Raw genomic sequence first — 23,433 nt, forward strand, 5'->3', positions numbered from 1 at the left:
TTATTTCCTATTTTTGTACTTCTTATTTCACACCATCACTAAGGGCCCGAAGCCATTTCTCACTTCCATCTCCATTACGAACCGCTTCATGAGAGAACGTAGCTTCCTGTACATCACCGAAGCCCCAATGGTCTTCTGCAACATCCGGGAATAGCAGTGCCAAACCTTTCAACGGTCCGCGATACAGCATACGATTAATCAGGGTTACCGCTTCGACACGAGTGATTGCATTCTTCGGCTTGAAGGTTCCATCCGGATAACCCGTTAGAAACTTTCCGTTATACAATGCTTCAATCGCATTGCCTGACCAATGACCAGAAGTATCCGTGAAATGTGTCACCGCCGGTGCGCCTGTCTCAAGTTTCAGGAAACGAGCCATAACCGAAGCTAACTCTCCTCTGGTTACAAGTGCGTCCGGACGGAACAACCCGCTCGGATCTCCTGTGAAATACCCGTTCTTCACAGCAATGCGGATATAATTGGTTGCCCAATGCCCCACACGGATATCGCTGTAAGGAAGAGCATAAGTAATAGTCTCATTCTCCGTTAGTCTAGCTACAATTGCAGCCAGTTCTGCCCGTGTTAGAGAGCCATTTAGCTTAAACTCCTTATCCGGGTATCCTAAAATATAACGGTAATGCTTCAGTTCTCCAAAACGATCGGAGTAGATATTTACCTTCACCAATGCCTTAGCAGAGGATTGCCCGGAGATAAACTCTCCCGGTACCGTTAAGGCGACCTCTGCAGCATCGATCAATGGCCACTTTACAACAGGAGTAAAGCTACCGCCCTTGCCCACACCTATATTCGTTACTTTCCATACGATTACGTTACCCGTAACCGTTCCGCCAGCAGCATCTACAACAACTACGCCGTCAGGAAGAGTAATCTTAACCTCACCTGTTGCCGATACAGCGGACGAATCGTTCTTGTAAACTACTGTAATCGGTGACTGCTCATTTTCCTTCACTGTGTTCTTCTCTACAGAGAGAGTAAGTGCTACTTTTACTGCCAGATCGTTCGAAGTCGATGGAGTAACACCAGAAGTGTTAGGCACTGGCTGAAGCTGTACATCATGCCGCACAATATCTGTACCCACAGAAAGAACAGGACTCTTATAATTAATATATCCCTCATTCGTCACCATCAAGTAATAATCGGTATCTGGATAGACCATGTAAGCATAGAAACCATTACTATCGCTCAACTGTTTCGGACTCGCATTATCATTCGGTGCAAATCCTGCAATCACAGGCAATGTAACCTCCGCATTCGGAGTCAAACCTTTACTAACATTCCGTGGAGTATCCGCGTAATGCAGCATCACTTTTGCGCCCTCAATGACATGACCAGTTACAGCGTCAGTGATCGTACCATAAGGATCAACCAGAGACTGTGAAATATTCAATTCACCAGCGGCGGTTACAGCTATTGTATTACGGCTGACTACAATAGATTTTCCAGATTCCAGTTCGTATCGCACTTCAAGCTCATACTGACCTACAGCAAGGCCCTCTGCATTAAATACGCCCTGCGCCTGTAGTGGGAAAGCCTTAGGTTTACCATTCTCCGATACATAGCTGCCATCTTGCTGTTTTAAAAATACACTAGCATGTCCAAGCCATTCGGAGTTCAGCAAGGAAGATTGACCGTTCGTCTGTTTGAAGAGCACCAGACCTGTCAGCGTCTTCTCCGATTCGAAGTTCTCGTCTCCTGAACCCGTTACTTGTCCCACTTTTGCATACTGTTTATACGTAACTGCCGTAGGTACACCGCCCACGTCAACCGTTTGTGTAATCTCCAGCTCATATTTGGCATCGCCTTTAGGCACGACTAGATAATACGCACCCTTCTCATCGGTCACGATATTCTCAATGAAGTCCACACCAGGCTCAATTTTGCCATCACCGTTCAAATCAAGGGTAGCTCGTACTTGAGCACTTGCTACAGGAGTGTTAGATCCCCCCGTTGTAATAAAGCCCTGAATCGAAGCTGGCAAGAATGTAATAGTAATCTCACTCTTAGCTAATAGACCATGCTCGGCATTGTTCACATTAGCCTGAACAGGTATATTCTGCTCGCTAACCCCTGTGATTTGTGCAGAATGATAAGTTACCTTCGCAATACCGTTGTCATCGGTCACTGCGCGATCACTACCTACAAATCCACCAACAGCTGCAGTAAAGACCACTTCAATCCCCTTGATTGGGTTTCCATTACTGTCTTTGAGGACGGCAGTCAACTCTGTTGTAGCCTTACCGTCACCCAAAATGCGTTCTGGATTTGCACTCAATATCAATTCCGTTTGAACCACCTGATAGTTGTTGTCTATCAGCTTATCCGCCCCTTCACCAGCTAACGGAGCATCACCTGCACCCCAAGCGCTAAATGAAACTGCATAGCTATTCGCTGGGGTATTCAAAGGCAATACAAACGTGGTGTATTCCCATTGCTTAAATCCGTCAGTCTCGTAAGTAAGCGGATTAGCTAAAGTCAAAGTCACGGAAGTATCAGCAACATTCGCCGTTACCTTCTCAGCCGCAAGCGAGCTCACTGCCGACAGTTTAAGCGGTTGACCTTGTATCGCTTTTACGATAGTTGGATCACCTTGTTTCTTATTACCAACCCATCCATTCAGTGCTTTATGAAGTTCAATCTTCACGGTTGCTTCAACAGGACTTGTCTGTCCGTCAGCATCGGTCACAACATAAGTGAAGCTGTCTTTACCCGAAATGAAATCAGAGTTTGGCGTGTAAATCCATGTATCTCCTGCCGGATTGCCTGGATCAGCAGGTGTTAATATTCCCTTCAGTGGAGGTGTAGCAATGCCGTACGTAAGACCTGTAACCGTTTCGCGGTCAGTCCCCTTCAGTACAACAGTAAGGGAAGGCACACCCTCGTTTCCTTCTACGCTCAGTGCATTAGCCACCGGCAGTCCATTATAAGTAATGATGACCTCGGCAAGATTCTCAGAGTATACCTGACCATCATACCCTTCCCACTTGAATTTCACTTCTGTACCTTCAGCCAGTTTAGTATCTGGAACAAAGGTAAGACTGCCCAGATCAGCTTTACTCAGAACCGCTGGAATACCTGGCTCAAGATAGACTGCTTCTGTCACCGTATTGTTATAATACAACTGCCCATTAGCAGCAAAGTCTGCTGGAAGAGTGATCCTTACCGTGCTCAGATTACTATTATCATCCTTATAGACATTTGCGAAATCATCTGTTGTAAAAGGAATAGCAGCTCCATGAGCACCTGTCTTATGAATATCTGCGACTACTGGTGGCGCATTGATGGTGATTGTAACATTCTTACTTTCCTTCGCGTATTGCTTGCCATCTGTGCCATTCCATTGGAAAGCCACTGTACCCGTGGTCTCCGCTGTCGGAATAAAGGACAGACTGGCCAGATCTGCCGCGCTGATCTCAACTCCCGGAGTCACCGTCTGTTCAGGTCCATTACCTACACGGTAAACAAGCTTACCTTGACCTTCCGCTGGAACAGTAATGATCTTGACCTTAGTAAGCGGATCGTTCTTGCTGTTTACCAATTTATCCGTGAAGTCTTTGGCAATAAAAGGAACAATATTTCCTTTCTGACTCGACTTCTCAATATGACCCACTGTTGGTGCTGCCGTTGCTGTAAGCGTAACTACAGCATCCACCGCCCCGTATTTCGAGCCATCATACCCATTCCATTTAAAATCAATATTCCCAGTAAAACCGGTAGTCACTGGAACAAAGGTTAATTGCCCAAGATCATTCACCGAAATTTCATCACCGGCTTTTACTGCCGTTTCATTTAATACTAATTGGCCTTTTTCAGCATCCGGCAGTGTAACAATCCTTACCTTCTGCAGCTTAGAACCATAGGCATTACCATTAATTTGATAGTATTTGCCGGAAAATTCATTGGCATTAAAGGCTGTTGGCTCATATTGCAACCCTGCCTTGGTAATATCCTTCGCCACCGGATCGAAGGTTGAAAAAGTATAAATATGCTGAGCTTCGCCCGGATTTGTATATTTTTCTCCGCTAGTTCCACCTCCACGGTCATCAAAGAGAATCACATTTACCGTGTATTCTTTAGACGGACTAAACGTACTGTCCGTAAATTCAGTTTTCCAAGTCTGCTCTTGTCCAGCAGTTGGCTCTTCAAACAGCTTTTTATCGAGCCCTACGTTCTTATCGATTAACTCGCCGTCAAACTCTCTCTTCTCAACAACGCTTACTTCCATGGAATAATCTTTACCCGGTAGCTTAGGAATAAAGCTGGTATCCAGAGTGATCTTTCCATTCTCTACCTTAATCCCTACATTTTCGATCTCTCCGGTCTGCCGTTCACCACCATCAATAACAAGCTGGGCCCAATCCACCTTCATGGTCCAGTTGGTATTAGGGACCACTGAATCCCGGCTCTCTTTATCATTAAAATAATGATGAATCGACAAGCCCACATAATTATCGCCTAGGCCAATTTTGCCAAGATCCTCTTTTTTGAAAGGCAATACCGTTGTATTCCATTTCGAATCTTGCCCTGAAAGCGTTCCTAAATAAGCGCTTTGAGTTATCTCTTTTAGATAACCCTGTCCACCAGTACCTACACCGGAAGCGGCGACAGATGTTTTCCATTTACCAGAAGTTTGCCAAGCTGTATAAGGGTTTACAAGTGCAATATCAGCAGGATTTTTGGAGAAATATACTCTATCCCATTCACCATTTGAACCCGTTTTTGTTAGTGATGCGATCTCATCCACATCGTAAGCCCGAATCAGCATATTAGCGCTCTGCGTCGGAAGCTTAGCAACATCCTTGATCTTAAACTCAATCGGATACTTACTATAGTTATCCGCGGTTGTTTTGTTCTGATTCTTAATATCCACGTCCATGTCACCATCGGCTGCTTCCGTGCCTAACGGACCCCCACCCCAATTATCGGTGTCCGTAAAATAAGTTTTACCAGATGATGCATCGGCAGCTTGTACTATGCCGAAAGTCTGTAGCATTGGGCCTGCCAACAGCACTACAGACAACAAAATACCAACTATTTTCTTAAATATTTTTCCATCCATTCTGTATTTATCCTCCCTAGTATAGTTCTTAGGACATAATAAACCATAATAAGGAGGGTATCTGAACAAAATCTGAACAGAAAACAATTTTAACAGTGAAATAAGTCACATTTTATCAAAAAAGGCGGAATCCCGCGAAGCCTCAGCTTCCGAAAATCCGCCTAATCCGTTTATTTCTGGTCTAACCCTTAATCCTACGATACGTCTCTTCATCGGAAACAACATACAATCTAGCATCCTTAGGAATAGCCTGATCCAGCTTTCGATTAATACTTAGGTCGCTACGATCCGCTAATAAGGTTGCGCCTTGCAAGAGCAGGTTCTGAAACGCGTCCCCATAAGTCTTCCATGAATTATTCAATGGAATCTCATAAATATCATCACCATATTTACGGCTCAGCAGCTGCGTTATCACCTCAGAGTTGCCCTCTTGGAGCGCAGAACGAACAGCCAGTCTAGAAATGGCATCATGTGAAAGCACGAACTCGTTTACCTTGACATGCCTGAAATTCTGTATATTCTTCTCTTGCATTATTTCTACAGTCGTATGTACTTGTGGCGCAATTCGCTCAATACTAGAGGCAATTAACAAAGATTTGCCGTCGATCAGCGATGCTTCATCAATCCTTGTGTCCCCGAACACAATGGCTGCTCTTGCTTCATGGATGTTAGCCTTAAGAAGAATCTCATCACTGGAGGCATCACCGCTTATAAAGTGAACTTGATCCATATGCTCCAGAGGATGACTTCCTGTCTCATCAATGATGACAATATGGCATTTTGGCGAATAGCATAGAATCTCCTCTACGGCAGCTTGTGCTTTCTTACTCCAATTAATTAGAATCACATGATCCTTTCCACGAAAGCTCAACGTTCCCGCTCCTCTCCTTCTCTGCACCTCCGCAATGGAGTCAATGACCTTACCAATAACCAAGCTGAGGAGGCCGATACCAAAGATATATAGAAACATGGTAAATAGCTTTCCAACTACGGTCTCTGCAAAATAATCCCCGTACCCTACGGTCGCCATCGTTGTCATAACCCAATAAAATGCATTAAACCAACTGTGAAACGTACCCGGCTCGATCAGGTAAGCAATCGACGCACTAAGAATTATAAAGATCAGAATGATTAACCCTATCGTCCGTTTACGTAACCGCATCATCTTGGTGGAAATTCTCAGAAACAAATGCATCTGCCCACCCCTTCTTCACATCAAGCTAACACGCCTTCGGTGTCCTTTAAGAACAGTAAGCGTTTATGAGAGAAATATAGGCTGCCACTCGACGGATGGATCGGGGCAACCTTTGTCCTTAGCCTATTTCAAGTTCGAACTAAACAATTAAACTGCTGACCGCAAATGCAGTCCCAATAAACACCAAGCAAAGCATAGTGCCTACAGCCACATTCCCTTTCTCCAGATGCTCTGAAATCTTAAAGGTTGGGGTTGCCAATTCAAAGATCCAATAAGCCGCTATCAAGCACACATAACCTACCGCAAACCAAATGATCATGTGCAGAATGGAGGTATTCGTATACGCCGCTACGCCAATAATAATAGCCGTTGCCAGAAACTTGCCGCCTAAAGCCAAGGCTACAGCCACATTGCCTTTCTTCAGCTCCTCCATATCTTTAAACGGAGTCATCAAACCAAAAATCACCATGCCTAACACTTGCAAAAGAATAATCACAAACACACTCACAACCAAATTAACCACCATCGTCACTTTGCCCACCCCCGAAATTTCGCATACGCCGAATCATAATCGGCAAAATCATGTACTTCCTCAAGGACTACGGAAGCGGTTTTCTGTTTCTCTAATGCTGTATAACGTTCATCATCAATCGGCTGCTTAATCCGATTACCTGAAGGGAGTTCAAGCACCGCAAAGTTTCTTGTCTTATCGTTATATTTAGTCTTGTATACCCCTACAAGATCAACATCAGTCGTTACCGATACTTTTAGATTGGTAAGATCCTCTGCCGCTGTTTTTTCATCTGCATAAGACTTAATCGTGCTCCATGAAGATAGACGAACTTCGTTCTTTTGATCAGCGTCCGTGATTAGCTCGGCGTCCATGAACTGAAGCGTCCAAATTTTATCGCCAGTTGCATAATTCCCATCATTCGGAAGCAGTTCATTATCAGGCAAAACCGTCATGTCACTCCCAATTAAATCCCCTACGGTACTCTCTACCACCCGGTAGTCCCACGGTACCCTTGCTACACTATCTGAAGTTGTAGCTGTTCCTGAATCAAATACACTGCCCTGATTACTGGAACATGCGCTAAGCAGCAGTACCGTCAAAAGCATCATACATAAGACTCCGATTCGGGTTTTCTTGCTCTTATCCAATTATCTCACTCCCAACGCAATAAAATGACTGGCATTGCCTGTAATCAATCCACCCGCTCGGCCGAGCATACCACAAGGCTTCCCGTTAATCACGAACATGCCTGTCAGCAGATGAAATTCACCCTCTGAAGTCGTTATCTGTGCTAAATCGGCTCTTTTTTGATACACAGTAGGGAAAAGCTGACTACTGTCATAACCGTCTTCATCTTCAAGCTCTAGCGCACCACTATCATCAAACATGCGCACCGAACCTCCTTCACGGCCAAAAACAGATTTGGACACAAAGTTTCCAGAGAATACAGGCTTATTATAAGTAGGCAAAATATAGCGCGAGATCGTCTCTCGCTCTTCCTTATCGAATAGCAGACCCAGCTCATACATTCCCCACACCGCTGCAACCAGCCCCTTGGACTGGAGCAATATACTGTGAGGGCCGTTAAAGAGTTGAAGATTCCCTTGCTCTACGGCATAAGCGAGGGCATCCCCACCTTCATCAACAGCCATCCACTCTTTAGGATATAGGGCGAACATCCGCTCAATCACACGGTCCTCCCCATCCTTGAGAATTCCGTTGTCGACCCACAGATCAAGGCAATCCACACACCGAATATCGAGACCACTGTGCTTTACTAATGCTTCAATCGTACCTGAATCTTCGAGATGAGATCCATAAGCGACACATGCTGCGGTATCCGGACGTTCTACCTGCCAAGCTGCCGCAACTTGTTCCTTCATCCCTTGATTTGGACTCTGCACACCAGCTTGCTCACAAATCCATGGTGTAGCTATCGAGGCTTCCACATAACCTGTCGGGGTATCCGCATTTAATTCAAGTAGCTTAATCGTCCCATCATGGGCTATGGCAAAGTCGAATCTGGAATACCGACTAATAAAGCCTTCTTCTGGCATAGGACATCCATCAAGCATCTCCCAAAGTACAGGGGGAATCCCAAGCAGTTCATATAAATCGCGCTTTAGATGTACATAGCGAACGGCCTTATCGAGGATGATCCAGAGTTTTGACGAGGCTTCTTCAAGCTCCTTATAAGTGTCCCTGCGCATTACAGCAATTGCATCTAACCAATACTCTTCATCCTCAAGATCCGCCCAAGTGAACCCAAGCTCATACAACGCTTTGACCCGCGGACCTCTTTCAAGCTCAGACTGATCTAGAATTTCAAATACACTCTGCTGCTCACTCATCCGCCAAAACCACTCTTGCTTGAGCCTGATCTCGAAGAGGACTTTGAGCCTGAGCTAGATTTAGAGTTCTTCGATGAATTTAATCCGCTGGAAGTGCCACCGATTCCATTCTTTGATGAAGAACCTCTTCTCGTAATGGAGCCTGTAGAGGAAGTCGATGTTTTGGGCTTCACAACAGATCCGGGAACCTTCTTATTCTGGAACTTCTCACTACTATAGGTAGGCGGCTTATAAGTTGTTCTCGTCCCACCATAATAAGTTGGACGGTCCTTAGACCACCCTCTGGAAGAGTAGTTACCACCACTATTAAACAACATGTGATACAACAGTAAATCATCCCAGCCAAAACCTGAATGATAACCGCCATAGTTATTCACTACCGTCGTCCCATTATTGGTAACAACACCCTGACCTTCCTGTTCTACCTCTTGTTCACCTTCTGGATATGGAATATTCCAATCCACATTTTTGTCAAAATAGGCTTTAACCTCTTCGGTAGACCAAGACACTAGCTGCGGTTCATCTCCAGAAGTATTTGCGCTAGCCCCTGCGCCGCCAGGAATAAACATAGCATTCGCTAACAACGCTATGCCTAGCGAAGTAGATAATACTCGAATGGGCTTACCATCAGAGGTGAATAGTTTGGATACAGCAAGTTCCTTATCCTTTTCATCTTTAGACATCGCAAGGTTCTCCTTCCTTTATCTCAATCATTCAGTGTGCATCGGAACAAGCAGAAGCTCCAGCTTGCCTTCATCTACATTCAGCCGTCCTTCAACCGTTTCATATTCAACACTGCCCACCACAATATAATTGACATGCTCTAGCGCTGCGATCATATTCATGCTCCACGTGCGTTCCTCAATGACTCGCAGCCCGCCTTCCGGCATTTTTTCAAATAAGATAACATTCATCCCATTGTCCATTATTACCATTCCTTCCTAAGTTCTGCTATAGCATCTGATACGTCTTTATTACCTTTTCGTTTCAGTTCTAAGCGTGTGTAGACTGCCCAGCTTTGTTCTTGGCATTAGAACGTCTATATAAAAGAAGAATTCCTAACGAGCACAAGCTAACGAGGAGCAACACGCCGTATACATGCTGATATGCTTTTGCTGGAGAGATATCACGCTGAGCATGCAGCAAAATCCCGCAGACTGCAACAGATACAGAGCCTCCGAAGAATTGAACCAGTTGTAAAAGCCCCATGCCCGAACCGATCCAAGTCCTCGGAAGAACGATAGAAGCTTCATTGTTTAAGGATGCCATCGTAGCGGAGAAAGCGGGAGAGAAGCATAGATAACCTAGCAGTAGCACTACAGGTGATACAGAAAGATTCAGAGCAAACACAGCCATAACGGCTGCAAGTATACAATGTCCGATCACTAGGAAGCGTATATTACCGTATCGATCAATAAACCGTCCCACATAACGGGTCAGAAATGCAGATACTAACGCGCCCGGTGCGATAAACAAACCAATCATCAACGCTGACTTATCGAACAGATTAGCGAGCGCAAGCGGCATCAGAAACAAGTTTCCTAAGTTCAATACCAGAATACAAAAGCCTACGGCAACCAGTTTCAAGTAACCTGGCATGGTAAGCAGCTGCGGATTAATGAACGATTCCTTGGCTTTCTTCAGATGTAAGGCATGCACGGTAATAGACACTACACCCACCGCTAGCCATACAAGCGACTGGGTAGTTACGGCTACCAGCAGACTTGCCGCATTTACAACGGTCAGCGCCGCTCCCAGGATGTCAAAGCTTGCAGGCTGTGGCTGCTCCTTAGGCAATAACCGCAGCAGTACCGGCAGCACGATAAGCACAAGGCAAGTAATGCCGAACAATCCATTCCAGCCAAAGTACTGGCTGATGACGCCTCCGACAATAGGACCCAAACCAAAGGCCATTGCACTACCCGCCGAGATCATCGCAATTGCAGCACCCCGTCTTTCAATCGGAACGTAGCGGCTAGCGAGTACAAGACCCAATCCAGCCATGGATCCGGCACCCGCAGATTGCACGATTCTCGTGATTAATAGTAACTTAAAGTCATGTGCGAACAATCCAAACACGGATGCCAGTCCAAGCGTAATTAAGCCAATGGTCAAGAGCTTACGAATCGGCATCAAGTCGGATAATCGGCTATAAATAACTGTCGATAATGCATATCCAATCGAGTAGCTGGAAATGACCCATGAGCCTAGGTCAGCAGAAATTTGGAGATCCTTAATAATGGTTGGAAGCGATACATTAAACATCGTTGTATTCATCACTACAATAAAGAGGCACATCGTCCATAATGGCATGACAATTTTATCATTCATTACAACTTTCTCATTCATTCTTATTCCATCCCTGTCCTAATTTATCTAATACGTTCCAAACTAATTTTATGCCTATAAAAAGAGGTTGGCAATTAGAATAGGGATTACTTACGCCACATCAATCCACACACTAGTTCGAACAGATCTATATAGTTGCGCGGATTTTTACCCGTCAATGTATGAATGCGGTTAAGTCGGTAATTCAGTGTATTTCGGTGAATATTCAACTTCTGGACTGTTCGATTATGATCTCCATTCTCCGCAATAAATACTTGCAGTGTTTCAATCAGACCCGTCTTATCTCCCGACTGATCTAGAGGAGCATAAATCGTCCCGGTCCGCTCATCCCCATCATAAGATAAGTGTATTAGAAACTTGAGTTCCGCATAGTTGTAGAGCTTCTTAAATGGATCGACTCTACTGCCAATATTAATGGCCGCCTGTGCCTGTTCAAGGGAATAAGCAGCTAGCTCTTCTGCCTCACCAGAGCCAATGCGTCTTACATCACCGCACACACTAAGTTTTCCTATCAGCTCTTTGTAGAGAAACCCATCCGTGATAAAAAACACAGCCTTATCATTCTCCAAATTCCAGTAATGCGGATAGGATCTAGAAACATTTCTGAACTCTTTCCCGTTTACGTCTCCATCCACTAGGATTGCCCAGCATTTCTTCTTGAGATCGAGTCCATAGCTACTCGCCCGCTCTAGAAACTCAAGATCATACGCCTCTTTACGATAAGATAATTCATGATAAAATTTCACACGCCTTACTCTGTCATCCTGCTCCTGCTTATTCCTTGCTTCCTGTTCTATAAGTAATATAGTAGTAACTCTGACCAGCTTGCTAAACGGTCTAACCTCATCCGGATGTCCCGTAATGCCCACGACACCCAAAACTTTATGATCTATAATAATGGGTTCATTCACCCCCGGCTTCATTCCAACGCCGTCTTCGTATACTTCAAAGACATGCCCACTTTGAATAGCTATTCTCGCTCCCTCATGTAAGGTCCCGACCCGTTTTAGATCTCCACTCCCTACAATAAAGCCGTTCTCATCCATAACATTAATGTTATAAGGAACTACACTCATCATTTCCTGTGCGATTTGTCCTGCCAGTGATTTCGATATCTTCATGTCTGTCCCTCCTGTTCCCGTATATTCTACTCAGAAAACCTCTACTTTAAAAAGAAACAAGAAGAAACGGTTGTCGTCCTCAAAAGACGATAACCGTTTCTCGTAGTAATATAAGGTTGTGAAATCTCTCCGCAGCTTTTTATAATGATCTGCCTTGTTTCAGCATGATTAACCGTGCCACGTTCTCAGCGGTTCTTTCCAGATTCTCTTGCCCTTGCTTCAGGGCATCCTCCAATGAAGCTGCACCGGGCATGATGCCAAAAATAGCATCGATTCCTTTATCATACAGCACTTCCGTCTGATCACCGATCCTTCCAGCGAAGGCCAACACAGGTTTATTATATTTCTTAGCGACCTGTGCAACGCCTAGCGGTGTCTTGCCATATTGGGTCTGGAAATCGATGCTTCCTTCCCCGGTCCACACCATATCGGCCTGCTGTACCTTTTCTTCAAGTCCGGTGTAGTCAATAACAAGCTCAATTCCCTTTTTTAACACTCCGTTTAAGAATACCACCAGTCCTGCGCCAAGTCCGCCCGCTGCACCAGCTCCAGGCATTTCCTTAATATCGATTCCTAGATGTTCCTTGATAACACTCGCATAATGATGAAGGTTGCTGTCGAGCTGTTTGATCATCTCTGAAGTTGCACCCTTTTGCGGGCCAAACACGCTCGAAGCACCCGTCGGGCCACATAAGGGATTCGTAACATCACAAGCTACTTCAACCTGTACATCCTTCAGACGAGGGTCAAACCCAGTCAGATCAATATTGGCTAATCTGCCGAGCTCACCACCGCCGAATAACAGCTCATTCCCCTCTTCATCCAGTAGTCTGCCGCCCAACGCTTGAACCATACCGGCGCCTCCATCATTAGTGGCACTGCCACCGATACCAATCAGCAGCTTACGGACCCCACGGTCGAGACAAGCTTTAATTAATTGACCTGTGCCGTAGGTTGTTGTAATCAGAGGGTTTCGTGTCTCAGGAGACACCAGCTGAATGCCGCTCGCACTGGCCATTTCCAGAACCCCCGTCAATCCATCACCTGTAATTCCGTAGGATGCGCTAACTTCATTGCCGAGCGGGCCTTTAACTTTAGTAATATAAACGGTACCTTCGGTTGCATCGACCAAGGACTGCATTGTTCCTTCACCGCCGTCAGCCATGGGTACATGAATACAATTTATATTAGAATTCACTTTATGAATGCCTCTTTCCATGGCTTCACAAGCTTCTTTAGCTGTCATGCTTTCTTTGAAAGAATCGGGTGCCAGAACGATAACCAAATCTTTTTTCATAGAATATCCATCCCTTCTAGTTCGAAATAATCGTTATAGGATAAAGCCATATAGTATAGTAGCGACGATAGCCATCGTCAGACCCACGAGACTTTCATAAGGAATCAGTGACATCCGGTCCTTGATGTTCATCTTAACGGAATCAGCAGTGACGTGGAAGAAGTTACCGTGCGGCAGATGGTCAATCACTGTAGCCCCGGTGTGCACCATAATCGCCGCATTAAGCGGTGCTGTGCCCATAGATAGAATAGCGGGACCGAACGATCCGGCAGCCACAATCGAAGCCGTTGATGTGGACGCTGTAGCGGCCGCCATCAAGATACCTGCAATCGGAGCCAGGAAGGTTCCGGAGATGCCCATAGCTGTAATTGCATCAACAACCGTAGCGCTCAAGTCAGACTTTGAGATAATACCAGCGATGGCACCGGCACCAATCAGGATAATAGCTGTACCAGTCATTTTATTCAAACCGGATGTTGTAAAGGAAATGATGTTCTTCGTCTGTTTCATAGCAATCAGTCCAATGATACCGGCAAGAGGCAAGATGATCATAGAGTCAACTTTAAAGGATTTCAGCAATTCGATATTCAGAATGTTTCCGACCGGATTAATGGCCAGAAGCAAAATAGCGACAACTGGAGCGACGATAGCACGGCCGAAGCTTGGTTTAACCTTAGTATTATCTTCCTCTTTTGTGACAACATCGCCGTCTGCAATTTTCACACCTTTATTGACCAAGAGATTAGCAATAATAACAGTAACAATCAGACCTGCAACGGCTGGAATAAATCCATGGATCATAACCTGAGCTAAATCCACATCAAAGCCCTTCGCTACGGCAATGGTGTTTGGGTTTGGAGAAATAATATTACCTGCTTTACCGCCACCGACCAGTGCGAGTAGCAAAGCTGTTTTGGAAATGCCGATTTTCTTGCCTACGGACAAAGCAATTGGAGCGACGATAATGATCGCTACCGTGATGAATACACCAACTGCTGTAATAATCATAGTTGCTAGTGCTATAGACAATAAGGCTTTCTTTTCACCAAGCTTGTCTACGATGGTCTCGGCCATTCGTTCGGCTGCACCTGATTCAATCAGTACCCCCGCCAGCACACCTGCTGCGAGTACACGCACAACTGCACCCATTACACTATTCGTTCCATCGATAATATACTGTACCGTTTCCGCAATAGAAGCGCCGCCCAATATCCCTCCGGCAATTGCACCTAAAAAGAGTGCGTAAACCGGATTAACCTTTTTGAAAATCAATACGACGGCTAATATCAATCCTGCAACAGCGCCCATCCAGTTAATTACTGTGCCTTCCATCTCTAGTTGCCCCCTTAATATAAAAGTATGACACTGTAAAGTGTGTGTTTTGATAACGCTTTCTAAACTGAGTATACTGCGCTTACAAACCCAATTATATTGACGGGACAACCTATTTTTTTGTGCAAATGCACAAGTCCGGAACACAAAAAAAGACCAAGCTTAGGTTTCAGTACACCAGAGCTTGGTCTTTTATCATGAATCAAATAAGTTTAGGAGACTTGAGATTCCTTAGCGAGAACAGGTATGGTGTTATCCTCTAACTGCACATCATCCTTTGTCTTGGAGAGGAAAATGTTCAGTACAATCGCTGTAAGCGAACCGGATACGATACCGTTCTGCAGCAACATCCGAGCAAATTCAGGCAGCTCTGCGAACATTGCAGGAAGTGTTGCTGAACCTAATCCAACAGCGATACTGCAGGCAGCAATCAGTAGATTACCATCCTTACGGAGATCCACATCGGATAGAATGGATATCCCGGAAACGGCAACCGATCCGAACATGACAATCATGGCTCCACCAAGTACGGCATTCGGTACAATCGTCGTCAAGGCAGCCAGCTTAGGCAAAAGACCCAGTACAATCATGATCCCGCCAGCGGCAAAAATAACATTACGGGTCTTAATGCGAGACAGCGAAATCAAACCCACATTTTGAGAAAAAGCGGTGTATGGGAAAGCATTAAAGATTCCGCCCAGCATAATAGCTACACCCTCGGAACGCAGTCCGTTTACGATCTGCTTCTGTTCAACTTTCTGATCAATTACCTTACCTACTGCAAAATAAACCCCAGTAGATTCCACCATACTAACAATATTAACGATGATCATAGTGAAGATTGCAGTAAGACTGAACTCAGGCCATCCGAAGTAGAACGGCTGTGCGATGCTCACCCAAGAAGCGTCACCTACCGTAGAAAAGTTAACGATACCCATTCCATAAGCAATCGCAGTACCTACCACTAAGCCCACCAGAACAGATATCGAGCGTAGGAACCCTGTGGCGAAACGGTTAACCGCTAAAATGACAAGCAATGTAATCAGTGCAAGCAGCAAATTGCGAGGTTGTCCAAAATCAGCGCTGCCTTCTCCGCCAGCAACATTATTCATAGCTACCGGAATAAGAGATAGCCCGATAATAGTCACGACAGAACCCGTTACAATGGTCGGGAAGAACTTCAGCAGCTTCCCATAAAGCGGGGCCGCAAGTACAACGAACAACCCGGAAATGATGATGGCACCGTACGCAGTCGCCAGATTATGGGTCGAAGCAATGGCGATAATTGGGCCAACTGCTGTAAAGGTACATCCAAGAATAACGGGGAGTCTGCTACCAAAATACTTGGTGCCCATAATTTGCAGCAACGTAGCCAATCCGCAAGTGAACAAATCGGCTGCGATGAGGTAGGCCATCTGAGTTCCATTCAGCTTCAAGGCTCCCCCAACAATCAGCGGTACGATAACTGCTCCTGCATACATGGCTAGTACATGCTGAAGGCCTAACGTAAATACCTTTTGCTTGCTTAACATCCCGCACTCTCCTTGATTTTCTCTAATGAGCTTTCATTATCAATGAAGTGAATTTCACCTGGTGACATAGATGCAATACGGGCCAAGGCATGAACTTCTATGCCTCTCTTCTCCAGAAGGCTCCGACCTTCTTGGAAGCTCTTTTCAATGACACATCCGACGCCAAGGAGCTCTGCTCCTGCCTCTTTCACGATATCAACCAGTCCTACAAGTGCAGCACCAGTAGCGAGGAAATCATCCACAATAAGCACTTTGTCATCGGGTCCAAGATATTTCTGGGAGACGCTAACCAGATAATCCTCTTGGCGAGTAAAGGAATGTACAGGTGCTGAGTAGACCGCCTCTGAGAGCGTTACTGCTTTCTTTTTCTTCGCATAAATAAACGGTACACCTAATGCAATCGCAGTAGCCATGGCGAACTGAATTCCACTAGCTTCAATGGTAATCACTTTGGTAATCGGTTGATGACCGAACAATTTTTTGAACTCCTGACCGATTTGCAGCGCTAGCTCCGTATCGACCTGATGATTCAGAAATGAATCTACCTTCAGTACCGTATCTGATAAAATGAGACCCTCTTGTCTAATGCGCTCTTGAAGTACTTTCATCGTGAACTAATCTCTCCTCTTCATTAAAAAAACAAAAAAAGGACAAATCCCTTGAGTCGTTTCTCTCAAGTGAATCTGTCCTTCTGGGCTTTTGTCCCTTAGTGGTGTAACACTGCATAGTGTCCGCATCGCTCGGTCCAGACCTTTCCTCCAAAGAAGAAAGCGGAACCCTAGATGCGCTATTTCACTCATAGTCGGATAATTGCGATGGTTATCCGGTAGAAACTTATGGGCCATATCCCCAAGATTATATGAGTTTTATTAATGTTCGATATGAATACCTTGTATATCTTACACGCTCTGTCTGGTGCTTACAAGCAAAATTTTTAGTATTTTGCATACCATTTTCAGGTTATTTTCACTAAATTCAATTGTTTACATTTAGTAGTGGTTACTCCAAGATCTTCTGCGCCGTTTCCTCAGTTGTTACGAGGACATTCATGTACCCGCCGTTTAGCGCTCCTAAGATCCCCGAAACCTTCTCCAGCGATTCCGCTACACCAATCGAGTACCTCGCTCGCTTGATCTGCTCCAGCTCAATGGTCAGCGTTCGGTCCGATATTGCTGTGCGTACAGGCACTCCATTGCCATCATAAAAACGTGAGCAAATATCGCCTGCTACTTTCCCGTCCTCCAGCTCATCAATCACAGCATCGCCATAAAACCCACGCCATGCCTCTTCGCCTTTAATTTCCGGTGATCCAATGCCGAATATAGCGATATCCAGCTGATCCCATGCCTTGGCAATGGTCTGGTAATACTGCGAACGCATTAGCTGATCTCTGGTTTCCTTTTGCTCCGTGATCGCTGGCACGTCAATCATTAATGAGCGCGCACCCCACTTTAAGGCAGCTTGGTAGCAGATATTATTGACATGGTATCCGCTCTCCATCTTTCCAGATGGACCACCCACCGTAGGAACACAAGTTACAAAAGGCCTCTGTGCGACGGTCAGATTGTCTACAACAGCAGCTAAGCTGCTTCCCCAAGAGAACCCAATCGTATCTTTCGGCTGAACCACTTGCTCCAGCCATTTCGCGCAAGCTTGTCCAATAGCTTTACGTTTGACCACTCCGGACTGAGCCGGATCTACCTCTACAACAATAGCTTCCTTCAGCCCGAACCGTTCTTTCAGCTCCTGCTCCAGTGTACAATGATCTCCAATATCGTAATTGATGGTGATCGTAACGATGCCTTCTTCACGGACTCTCTTCAGCATCCTGCTAATGGTTGTGCGATATATACCAAGTTCATTCGAAATTTCATTTTGCGTTAAATTCTGCTCATAATACATTTGTGCAATCTTAATGAGCAACTTCTTGTCTTCTTTTCGATCCATGATGAACTCCTCGCTTTTTTCAAGGATTTGACGGATTCAGAACCCCTCGTTATACTGTAGACGATTATTTTGCACATTTTTTATTATATTGCACAAATGTGCTTACTATCAATTTTTTAACGGAGATGATCGGCTTTGAATATGGACTTTAGGAAGAAAAGTTGCGCCGCAGAAGCTCTGAAGTATATTAAGAACGACACAACCATTGGTCTTGGCGGGGGTAGTACGATTTCCTATTTAATCGGGAATATTAAAGAAGCAGATCTTCGGGTAAAGGTAGTTACCCCCTCCTTCACTACAGCTTCACTCTGTGTCCAGAATGGATTACAGGTCGTCCCAACTTGGTCTGTTGAGCGAATAGCTGTTGCTTTTGACGGCTGTGATGAGGTGGATGAGCAACTGCATGCGCTTAAGAGCGGCGGCGGCATTCATACGAAAGAAAAACTGATTGCCAGTATGGCCGATCAATATATATTGCTGGTAGATGAAACAAAGCTTGTGAATAAGCTAACCTACAAGCATCCCGTAGTCTTGGAAGTTCTTAAGGATGCTCTTAGTTATGTTCAACATTCTGTGAAATCGCTGGGCGGCAAGCCTGAGATCCGAACAAGCACAAGTAAAGATGGGTATACGGTCAGTGATCACGGCAATGTGCTGCTGGATGTCTTTTTTGACAAGGTAGAGGATAGCACTGCCCTTCAAACTAAACTCAAAGCCATTAACGGGGTCATTGAGACCTCCCTATTCACAAAAGAAGTTACCGCAGCACTTGTAGCTGGTTCAGATGGAATCAAAATTATCTCTAAGTAGAATCAAACAATCTAAACAGGCGAGGTGCTAACAATGAGCAATCTAAAGTGGGCAATCATCGGCCCGGGAAGTATCGCTACTGAATTTGCGGCTGCCCTTAATGACATCGGCGGGACCTTATATGCAATAGGATCACGGACCTTAGCGAAAGCCCAGGCGTTCGCGAGTCAATATGGAGCGGAAAAGGCCTATGGGAATTACAGCGAAATGCTGCAAGACCCGGAAATCGATGTCGTCTATATCTCTACACCACATAGCAATCATTACGAATACATCATGGAGAGCTTGCAGAATAACAAACATGTCCTCTGTGAAAAAGCAATCACCGTAAATAGCAGACAGCTACAGGAAATCGCCGAGCTTGCTAAGCAAAAAAGCTTAGTCGTCGCAGAAGCTATGACCATCTACCATATGCCACTGTACAAAAAGCTACGGCAGATCGTGGAGAAAGGACAGATCGGGCGCCTAAAAATGGTGCAGGTCTCCTTCGGCAGCCATAAGGAATATGATGTGAACAACCGCTTCTTCAACAAAGATCTGGCGGGTGGAGCACTGCTGGATATCGGAACGTATGCCTTATCCTTCACAAGATTTTTCCTGTCCAAACAACCACATGAAATTCTAACGACGGTGAAACGTTTTGAGACAGGCGTTGATGAACAATCCGGAATCATTCTGAACAACGATGCGGATGAAATGGCGGTCATTTCCCTTACAATGCGCTCCAAAATGCCTAAACGCGGCGTCGTTGCTGGAGAACTTGGCTTTATTACTGTTGATAATTTTCCGCGGGCCTCTAAAGCTACAATTCAATATTTAGATGGCACCTTAGAAACGATTGAAATCGGCGATTCTTCTAAAGCGCTGCAATACGAAATAGAGGATATCCAGCGCTATATCGCGGAAAAAGGCAACCAGGAAACCCTTAATCTTTCCTTAGATGTTATGGACATTATGAGTAATGTTAGGGAACAATGGGGAATCAAATACAGCTTCGAATAACATCCTGAACACAATAGATCAATCATCAAAGCGTTGGCATTCCCATGAGTTCATGGGGCCCAACGTTTTTTTTGGCGGATAATATTCTAGAAATGGCTGACAATATCCTTAGGCGATAACTAATAGGTACTTTTTAGTACCTATAGCACTTTAAAGTACGTACTATACTTAATGGATACATGGCTTCATAATTGCACTTACCGGCCGGTGAATTAACAGAGTGTAGGAGTGAAAGACATGTTGCTAGACCAAAAAAGAAGTACCCTGGCCCTCTTGGCTTTAGCCATTAGTGCCTTTGCGATCGGAACCACCGAGTTTATCAGCGTGGGGCTACTGCCACTTATCGCCGATGACCTGCATATACCGCTAACCACAGCTGGATTAACTGTTACTTTGTACGCCTTAGGGGTTACTTTTGGCGCCCCTATCTTAACATCCCTGACTACGGCAATATCGCGCAAAGCATTATTGCTGATCATCATGATTGTTTTTATCATTGGCAATAGCCTTGCCGCGGCTGCGGACGGTATTACTATTCTGCTAATAGCAAGAATAATATCCGCCCTTTCACACGGTCTGTTCATGTCGATTGCTTCGACCATTGCCGCCGACCTCGTGCCTGAGAATCGTAAAGCCAGTGCTATTGCGATTATGTTCACAGGACTAACCGTAGCTACCGTAACCGGTGTTCCACTGGGTACCTTTCTAGGGCAACAGTTAGGCTGGCGAGCGGCATTCATCGCCATTATTGTTATCGGGCTTATAGCGCTCATCAGTAATCTCATCTTGGTCCCTGCTACAGGGCTGCGCAAAGGTACCCGAACACCGCTTCGTGAACAAGTCAAGCTCGTGACGAACGGACGGCTACTGCTGGCGTTTGCAATCACCGCTTTAGGGTATGGAGGTACCTTTGTAGTCTTTACTTATTTATCTCCACTTCTTCATGAAATCAGCGGCTTCAAAGAGAGCACCGTTGCCATTATCCTTCTTGTATATGGCATAGCTATTGCCATTGGCAATGTCATTGGAGGCAAAGTAGCTAACCGTAAACCTATGAATGCCCTGTTCTACATGTTTGCTGTACAAGCTGTTGTACTGTTCGTCTTAACCTTTACTGCACCCTATAAAGTGGCTGCATTACTCACGATCTTCTTTATGGGATTGTTAGCCTTCATGAACGTACCCGGTCTACAGGTACATGTAGTTACACTTGCAGATCGATATGCTCCGAGTGCGAGAGACGTCGCTTCTGCGCTAAATATTGCTGCTTTTAACGCTGGTATCGCCATTGGCGCCTATCTTGGCGGTATTGTGACGGATCATATGGGACTGATTCATACCACTTGGGTGGGTGCTATAATGGTTCTCTTCGCAGTATTCTTAACCGCCTGGAGTCGTGCGCTGGAGAAGAAAGACGAGACTCTTCTCCAGTCCGAAGCTGCTTAATCAGCTGTGCATTTACAAACCAATCAAACTTTTAAATATCTTAGGAGGTAATTTTATTATGGCTCAACATTTACAAGATACAACTGCATTACACAACGGGGTAAACATGCCTTGGCTTGGGCTCGGTGTATTTCAAGTCGAAGAAGGCTCTGAGCTGATCCAAGCGATCAAATCTGCTATTGCACACGGCTACCGCAGCATCGACACAGCAGCCATTTATCAGAATGAGACGGGTGTAGGTCAAGCAATCAAAGAAGCTTTGCAGGACAACAACCTGTCCAGAGAAGAGCTCTTCGTAACTTCAAAGGTCTGGACTGCAGATATGGGCTACGAAGAAACCATTGCCGCCTACAAGACTAGCTTGGCTAAGCTTGGACTTGAATACCTTGATCTATATCTCATCCACTGGCCTGTAAAAGGAAAATATAAAGAGACTTGGAGAGCACTTGAAACCTTGTATAAAGAGGGACGCGTAAAAGCGATTGGGGTCAGCAATTTCCAGATCCATCATCTTGAAGATGTGATGAAGGATGCGGAAATTAAGCCGATGGTAAACCAAGTTGAACTTCATCCTTATTTAAGCCAGCAACCACTGCTTAGTTTCTGTAAGGAACAAGGAATCCAATTGGAGGCTTGGTCACCATTAATGCAAGGGCAACTGTTGGATCAGCCAGTACTGAAACAAATTGCAGCTAAATACGGCAAATCCGTAGCTCAAGTGATTATCCGTTGGGACCTGCAGCGTGGAATTATTACCATTCCGAAATCTACTAAAGAGCACCGGATCATCGAAAACGTAGATGTGTTTGATTTTCAGTTAACAGAAGAGGATATGACTCTAATTAACGACCTGAATCAAGATCAACGGGTTGGCCCTGACCCTGATAATTTCGACTTCTAAGAAATTAACCACTAGGTTAAGTAACAGTAAAAAAAGACCCTATCTTTCAGAAATGAAAGAGGGTCCTTTTTGTCTTTACGCACCTTGTACTAGCACAATAAGGATCGGCAACACAAGAAAGGAAGCAAGCGTCGTCCATAAAATACATTTGGAGACCAGCTCTGGAGAGGCGTCAAATCGCTCCGCTAATACCACCGCATTGACGGCAACTGGCATGGAGGCCAGAATCAGCAGCACAGAGAATAAAATACCATCAATATGCAGAATAGATAATCCGAGGTATGCCACTAGTGGAGCTAAAATTAATCGAATGATCATCCCTGTCCAAAAAGTAGATTGGCCCTTGCGTTCGGATGGTTTGGTTCGTACTTTGACCATCTGTGCACCCAGAATCGCCAGTACGACTGGTGAATAACCTCCGGCAACCATGGAGACCCCTGTAGCAAGCTCAGAAGGTAAATGCAGGTCAAATATTCTAAGAAAAAGTGCTAGCATAGCTGCATAGATGGCAGGAAGAGAGAACACGGACTTTACCGCATTTTTCACCGAGAACTGCGATCTAGCCGCAAAATAAACGCCCACAGTGTTCACGATAATCATCTGGCCAATCACATACACAGAAGCCTTATCGAGCCCAAGCTGTCCGAAAGCCAGCAACACCAAGGGAAGTCCATAATTCACACTATTCGTAAATGTCGAGACCAGAGTCAATCCCGATATTTCAGAGGGGCCGAGCTTCAATAACTTTCCGATGATATTTGCAATCGCCCATAAAAAGCACAGATTTAGCAGCGAAAAAGCGAGCGTCTTGTAAATATCATCCATAGAAATCTCGGCCGTAGCCAGTGTATTAAGAATAATAGCGGGCGTTAAAAAGTATAAATAGAGCGTCAATAACGGCTTGGTATCCAAATTCTTAAACCGTCCAAGCAGTGCACCGACGATCACCGGAATGGATAATGGCACGATGACTTGATACAACGTTGATAACACGCTCTGGATCATGAACAGTACTCCTCTGCTCTAAGTTACTCTAAACTATAAGCGCAACAGAGCAAGA

Annotated in this window: 19 protein-coding genes and 1 riboswitch; of the genes, 4 read left to right on the forward strand and 15 right to left on the reverse strand. The window is 45.1% G+C overall.

Translation table 11 applies throughout. The annotated features are described in order from the left end of the window. Window positions 1-22 precede the first annotated feature (22 nt). The 14 genes from NSU15_RS29530 to NSU15_RS29595 all read right to left on the reverse strand — a co-directional run bounded on the left by NSU15_RS29530 (window position 23) and on the right by NSU15_RS29595 (window position 18,214). Window positions 23-5,077 (reverse strand): S-layer homology domain-containing protein, encoded by a 5,055-nt coding sequence (locus tag NSU15_RS29530; RefSeq protein WP_339288528.1) that lies wholly within the window; start codon window positions 5,075-5,077, stop codon window positions 23-25. A gap of 181 nt (window positions 5,078-5,258) precedes the next feature. Further along, entirely contained in the window at window positions 5,259-6,272 is a 1,014-nt protein-coding gene (locus NSU15_RS29535) for an ion channel (RefSeq protein WP_339288529.1), read from the reverse strand. A gap of 139 nt (window positions 6,273-6,411) precedes the next feature. Beyond that, complete coding sequence (locus tag NSU15_RS29540) at window positions 6,412-6,804, reverse strand: DUF350 domain-containing protein (RefSeq protein WP_042131538.1); 393 nt, start codon at window positions 6,802-6,804, stop codon at window positions 6,412-6,414. Next, entirely contained in the window at window positions 6,801-7,394 is a 594-nt protein-coding gene (locus tag NSU15_RS29545) for a signal peptide protein (RefSeq protein WP_339291514.1), read from the reverse strand. The genes NSU15_RS29540 and NSU15_RS29545 overlap by 4 nt, the downstream gene beginning before the upstream one ends. Window positions 7,395-7,433: 39 nt before the next feature. Then, window positions 7,434-8,636: a glutathionylspermidine synthase family protein gene (locus tag NSU15_RS29550; protein WP_339288530.1), complete on the reverse strand. Its 1,203-nt coding sequence runs from the start codon at window positions 8,634-8,636 to the stop codon at window positions 7,434-7,436. After that, on the reverse strand, window positions 8,633-9,319 hold the full coding sequence (locus NSU15_RS29555) for a hypothetical protein (RefSeq protein WP_042131541.1): 687 nt from the start codon (window positions 9,317-9,319) through the stop codon (window positions 8,633-8,635). The genes NSU15_RS29550 and NSU15_RS29555 overlap by 4 nt, the downstream gene beginning before the upstream one ends. 27 nt (window positions 9,320-9,346) lie before the next feature. Continuing rightward, window positions 9,347-9,562 carry a hypothetical protein gene (locus tag NSU15_RS29560; protein WP_042131542.1) on the reverse strand — a complete coding sequence of 72 codons (216 nt, stop codon included), beginning with the start codon at window positions 9,560-9,562 and terminating at the stop codon, window positions 9,347-9,349. 67 nt (window positions 9,563-9,629) lie between these two features. Beyond that, entirely contained in the window at window positions 9,630-10,985 is a 1,356-nt protein-coding gene (locus NSU15_RS29565) for an MFS transporter (RefSeq protein ID WP_339288531.1), read from the reverse strand. Window positions 10,986-11,071: 86 nt separating this feature from the next. After that, complete coding sequence (locus NSU15_RS29570; RefSeq protein ID WP_339288532.1) at window positions 11,072-12,106, reverse strand: sugar diacid recognition domain-containing protein; 1,035 nt, start codon at window positions 12,104-12,106, stop codon at window positions 11,072-11,074. Window positions 12,107-12,245: 139 nt separating this feature from the next. Beyond that, window positions 12,246-13,403 carry a glycerate kinase gene (locus NSU15_RS29575; protein ID WP_339288533.1) on the reverse strand — a complete coding sequence of 386 codons (1,158 nt, stop codon included), beginning with the start codon at window positions 13,401-13,403 and terminating at the stop codon, window positions 12,246-12,248. Between the two features lie 33 nt (window positions 13,404-13,436). After that, on the reverse strand, window positions 13,437-14,735 hold the full coding sequence (locus NSU15_RS29580) for an SLC13 family permease (RefSeq protein WP_339288535.1): 1,299 nt from the start codon (window positions 14,733-14,735) through the stop codon (window positions 13,437-13,439). A gap of 212 nt (window positions 14,736-14,947) precedes the next feature. Next, the gene (locus NSU15_RS29585; RefSeq protein ID WP_339288536.1) at window positions 14,948-16,267 is read right to left on the reverse strand and encodes a nucleobase:cation symporter-2 family protein; all 1,320 of its coding nucleotides are present in this window, start codon (window positions 16,265-16,267) and stop codon (window positions 14,948-14,950) included. Continuing rightward, a complete protein-coding gene (locus NSU15_RS29590) occupies window positions 16,261-16,875 on the reverse strand; it encodes a xanthine phosphoribosyltransferase (protein ID WP_339288537.1) in 615 nt (204 codons plus the stop codon). The genes NSU15_RS29585 and NSU15_RS29590 overlap by 7 nt, the downstream gene beginning before the upstream one ends. A gap of 171 nt (window positions 16,876-17,046) precedes the next feature. After that, a riboswitch (purine riboswitch) is annotated at window positions 17,047-17,150 on the reverse strand. A gap of 116 nt (window positions 17,151-17,266) precedes the next feature. Next, the gene (locus tag NSU15_RS29595) at window positions 17,267-18,214 is read right to left on the reverse strand and encodes a sugar-binding transcriptional regulator (RefSeq protein WP_339288538.1); all 948 of its coding nucleotides are present in this window, start codon (window positions 18,212-18,214) and stop codon (window positions 17,267-17,269) included. 141 nt (window positions 18,215-18,355) lie between these two features. Between NSU15_RS29595 and rpiA the strand changes: the two genes are divergently transcribed. From rpiA to NSU15_RS29615, 4 genes are all read left to right on the forward strand, one after another. Then, entirely contained in the window at window positions 18,356-19,024 is a 669-nt protein-coding gene (rpiA, locus tag NSU15_RS29600) for a ribose 5-phosphate isomerase A (RefSeq protein WP_339291516.1), read from the forward strand. A 33-nt stretch (window positions 19,025-19,057) separates the two neighbouring features. Then, window positions 19,058-20,026 (forward strand): Gfo/Idh/MocA family oxidoreductase, encoded by a 969-nt coding sequence (locus NSU15_RS29605; RefSeq protein WP_339288539.1) that lies wholly within the window; start codon window positions 19,058-19,060, stop codon window positions 20,024-20,026. Window positions 20,027-20,263: 237 nt separating this feature from the next. Then, entirely contained in the window at window positions 20,264-21,472 is a 1,209-nt protein-coding gene (locus NSU15_RS29610) for an MFS transporter (protein ID WP_339288540.1), read from the forward strand. 58 nt (window positions 21,473-21,530) lie between these two features. After that, on the forward strand, window positions 21,531-22,373 hold the full coding sequence (locus tag NSU15_RS29615; protein WP_339288542.1) for an aldo/keto reductase: 843 nt from the start codon (window positions 21,531-21,533) through the stop codon (window positions 22,371-22,373). Between the two features lie 75 nt (window positions 22,374-22,448). Here the strand turns inward: NSU15_RS29615 and NSU15_RS29620 are convergent, their stop codons facing one another. Further along, window positions 22,449-23,378, reverse strand: coding sequence for an AEC family transporter (locus NSU15_RS29620; RefSeq protein ID WP_339288543.1), 930 nt, complete (start codon window positions 23,376-23,378; stop codon window positions 22,449-22,451). Window positions 23,379-23,433: the final 55 nt, after the last annotated feature.

Source organism: Paenibacillus sp. FSL E2-0201 (genome assembly GCF_037963325.1).
Lineage (GTDB): Bacteria > Bacillota > Bacilli > Paenibacillales > Paenibacillaceae > Paenibacillus_AQ.

Coding starts and splice junctions, on each gene's coding strand:
- NSU15_RS29530 (WP_339288528.1), bottom strand. CDS start 5,077: ATGGATGGAAAAATATTTAAGAAAATAGTTGGTATTTTGTTGTCTGTA.
- NSU15_RS29535 (WP_339288529.1), bottom strand. CDS start 6,272: ATGCATTTGTTTCTGAGAATTTCCACCAAGATGATGCGGTTACGTAAA.
- NSU15_RS29545 (WP_339291514.1), bottom strand. CDS start 7,394: ATGATGCTTTTGACGGTACTGCTGCTTAGCGCATGTTCCAGTAATCAG.
- NSU15_RS29550 (WP_339288530.1), bottom strand. CDS start 8,636: ATGAGTGAGCAGCAGAGTGTATTTGAAATTCTAGATCAGTCTGAGCTT.
- NSU15_RS29555 (WP_042131541.1), bottom strand. CDS start 9,319: ATGTCTAAAGATGAAAAGGATAAGGAACTTGCTGTATCCAAACTATTC.
- NSU15_RS29560 (WP_042131542.1), bottom strand. CDS start 9,562: ATGGACAATGGGATGAATGTTATCTTATTTGAAAAAATGCCGGAAGGC.
- NSU15_RS29565 (WP_339288531.1), bottom strand. CDS start 10,985: ATGAATGAGAAAGTTGTAATGAATGATAAAATTGTCATGCCATTATGG.
- NSU15_RS29570 (WP_339288532.1), bottom strand. CDS start 12,106: ATGAAGATATCGAAATCACTGGCAGGACAAATCGCACAGGAAATGATG.
- NSU15_RS29575 (WP_339288533.1), bottom strand. CDS start 13,403: ATGAAAAAAGATTTGGTTATCGTTCTGGCACCCGATTCTTTCAAAGAA.
- NSU15_RS29580 (WP_339288535.1), bottom strand. CDS start 14,735: ATGGAAGGCACAGTAATTAACTGGATGGGCGCTGTTGCAGGATTGATA.
- NSU15_RS29585 (WP_339288536.1), bottom strand. CDS start 16,267: ATGTTAAGCAAGCAAAAGGTATTTACGTTAGGCCTTCAGCATGTACTA.
- NSU15_RS29590 (WP_339288537.1), bottom strand. CDS start 16,875: ATGAAAGTACTTCAAGAGCGCATTAGACAAGAGGGTCTCATTTTATCA.
- NSU15_RS29595 (WP_339288538.1), bottom strand. CDS start 18,214: ATGGATCGAAAAGAAGACAAGAAGTTGCTCATTAAGATTGCACAAATG.
- rpiA (WP_339291516.1), top strand. CDS start 18,356: ATGGACTTTAGGAAGAAAAGTTGCGCCGCAGAAGCTCTGAAGTATATT.
- NSU15_RS29605 (WP_339288539.1), top strand. CDS start 19,058: ATGAGCAATCTAAAGTGGGCAATCATCGGCCCGGGAAGTATCGCTACT.
- NSU15_RS29610 (WP_339288540.1), top strand. CDS start 20,264: ATGTTGCTAGACCAAAAAAGAAGTACCCTGGCCCTCTTGGCTTTAGCC.
- NSU15_RS29615 (WP_339288542.1), top strand. CDS start 21,531: ATGGCTCAACATTTACAAGATACAACTGCATTACACAACGGGGTAAAC.
- NSU15_RS29620 (WP_339288543.1), bottom strand. CDS start 23,378: ATGATCCAGAGCGTGTTATCAACGTTGTATCAAGTCATCGTGCCATTA.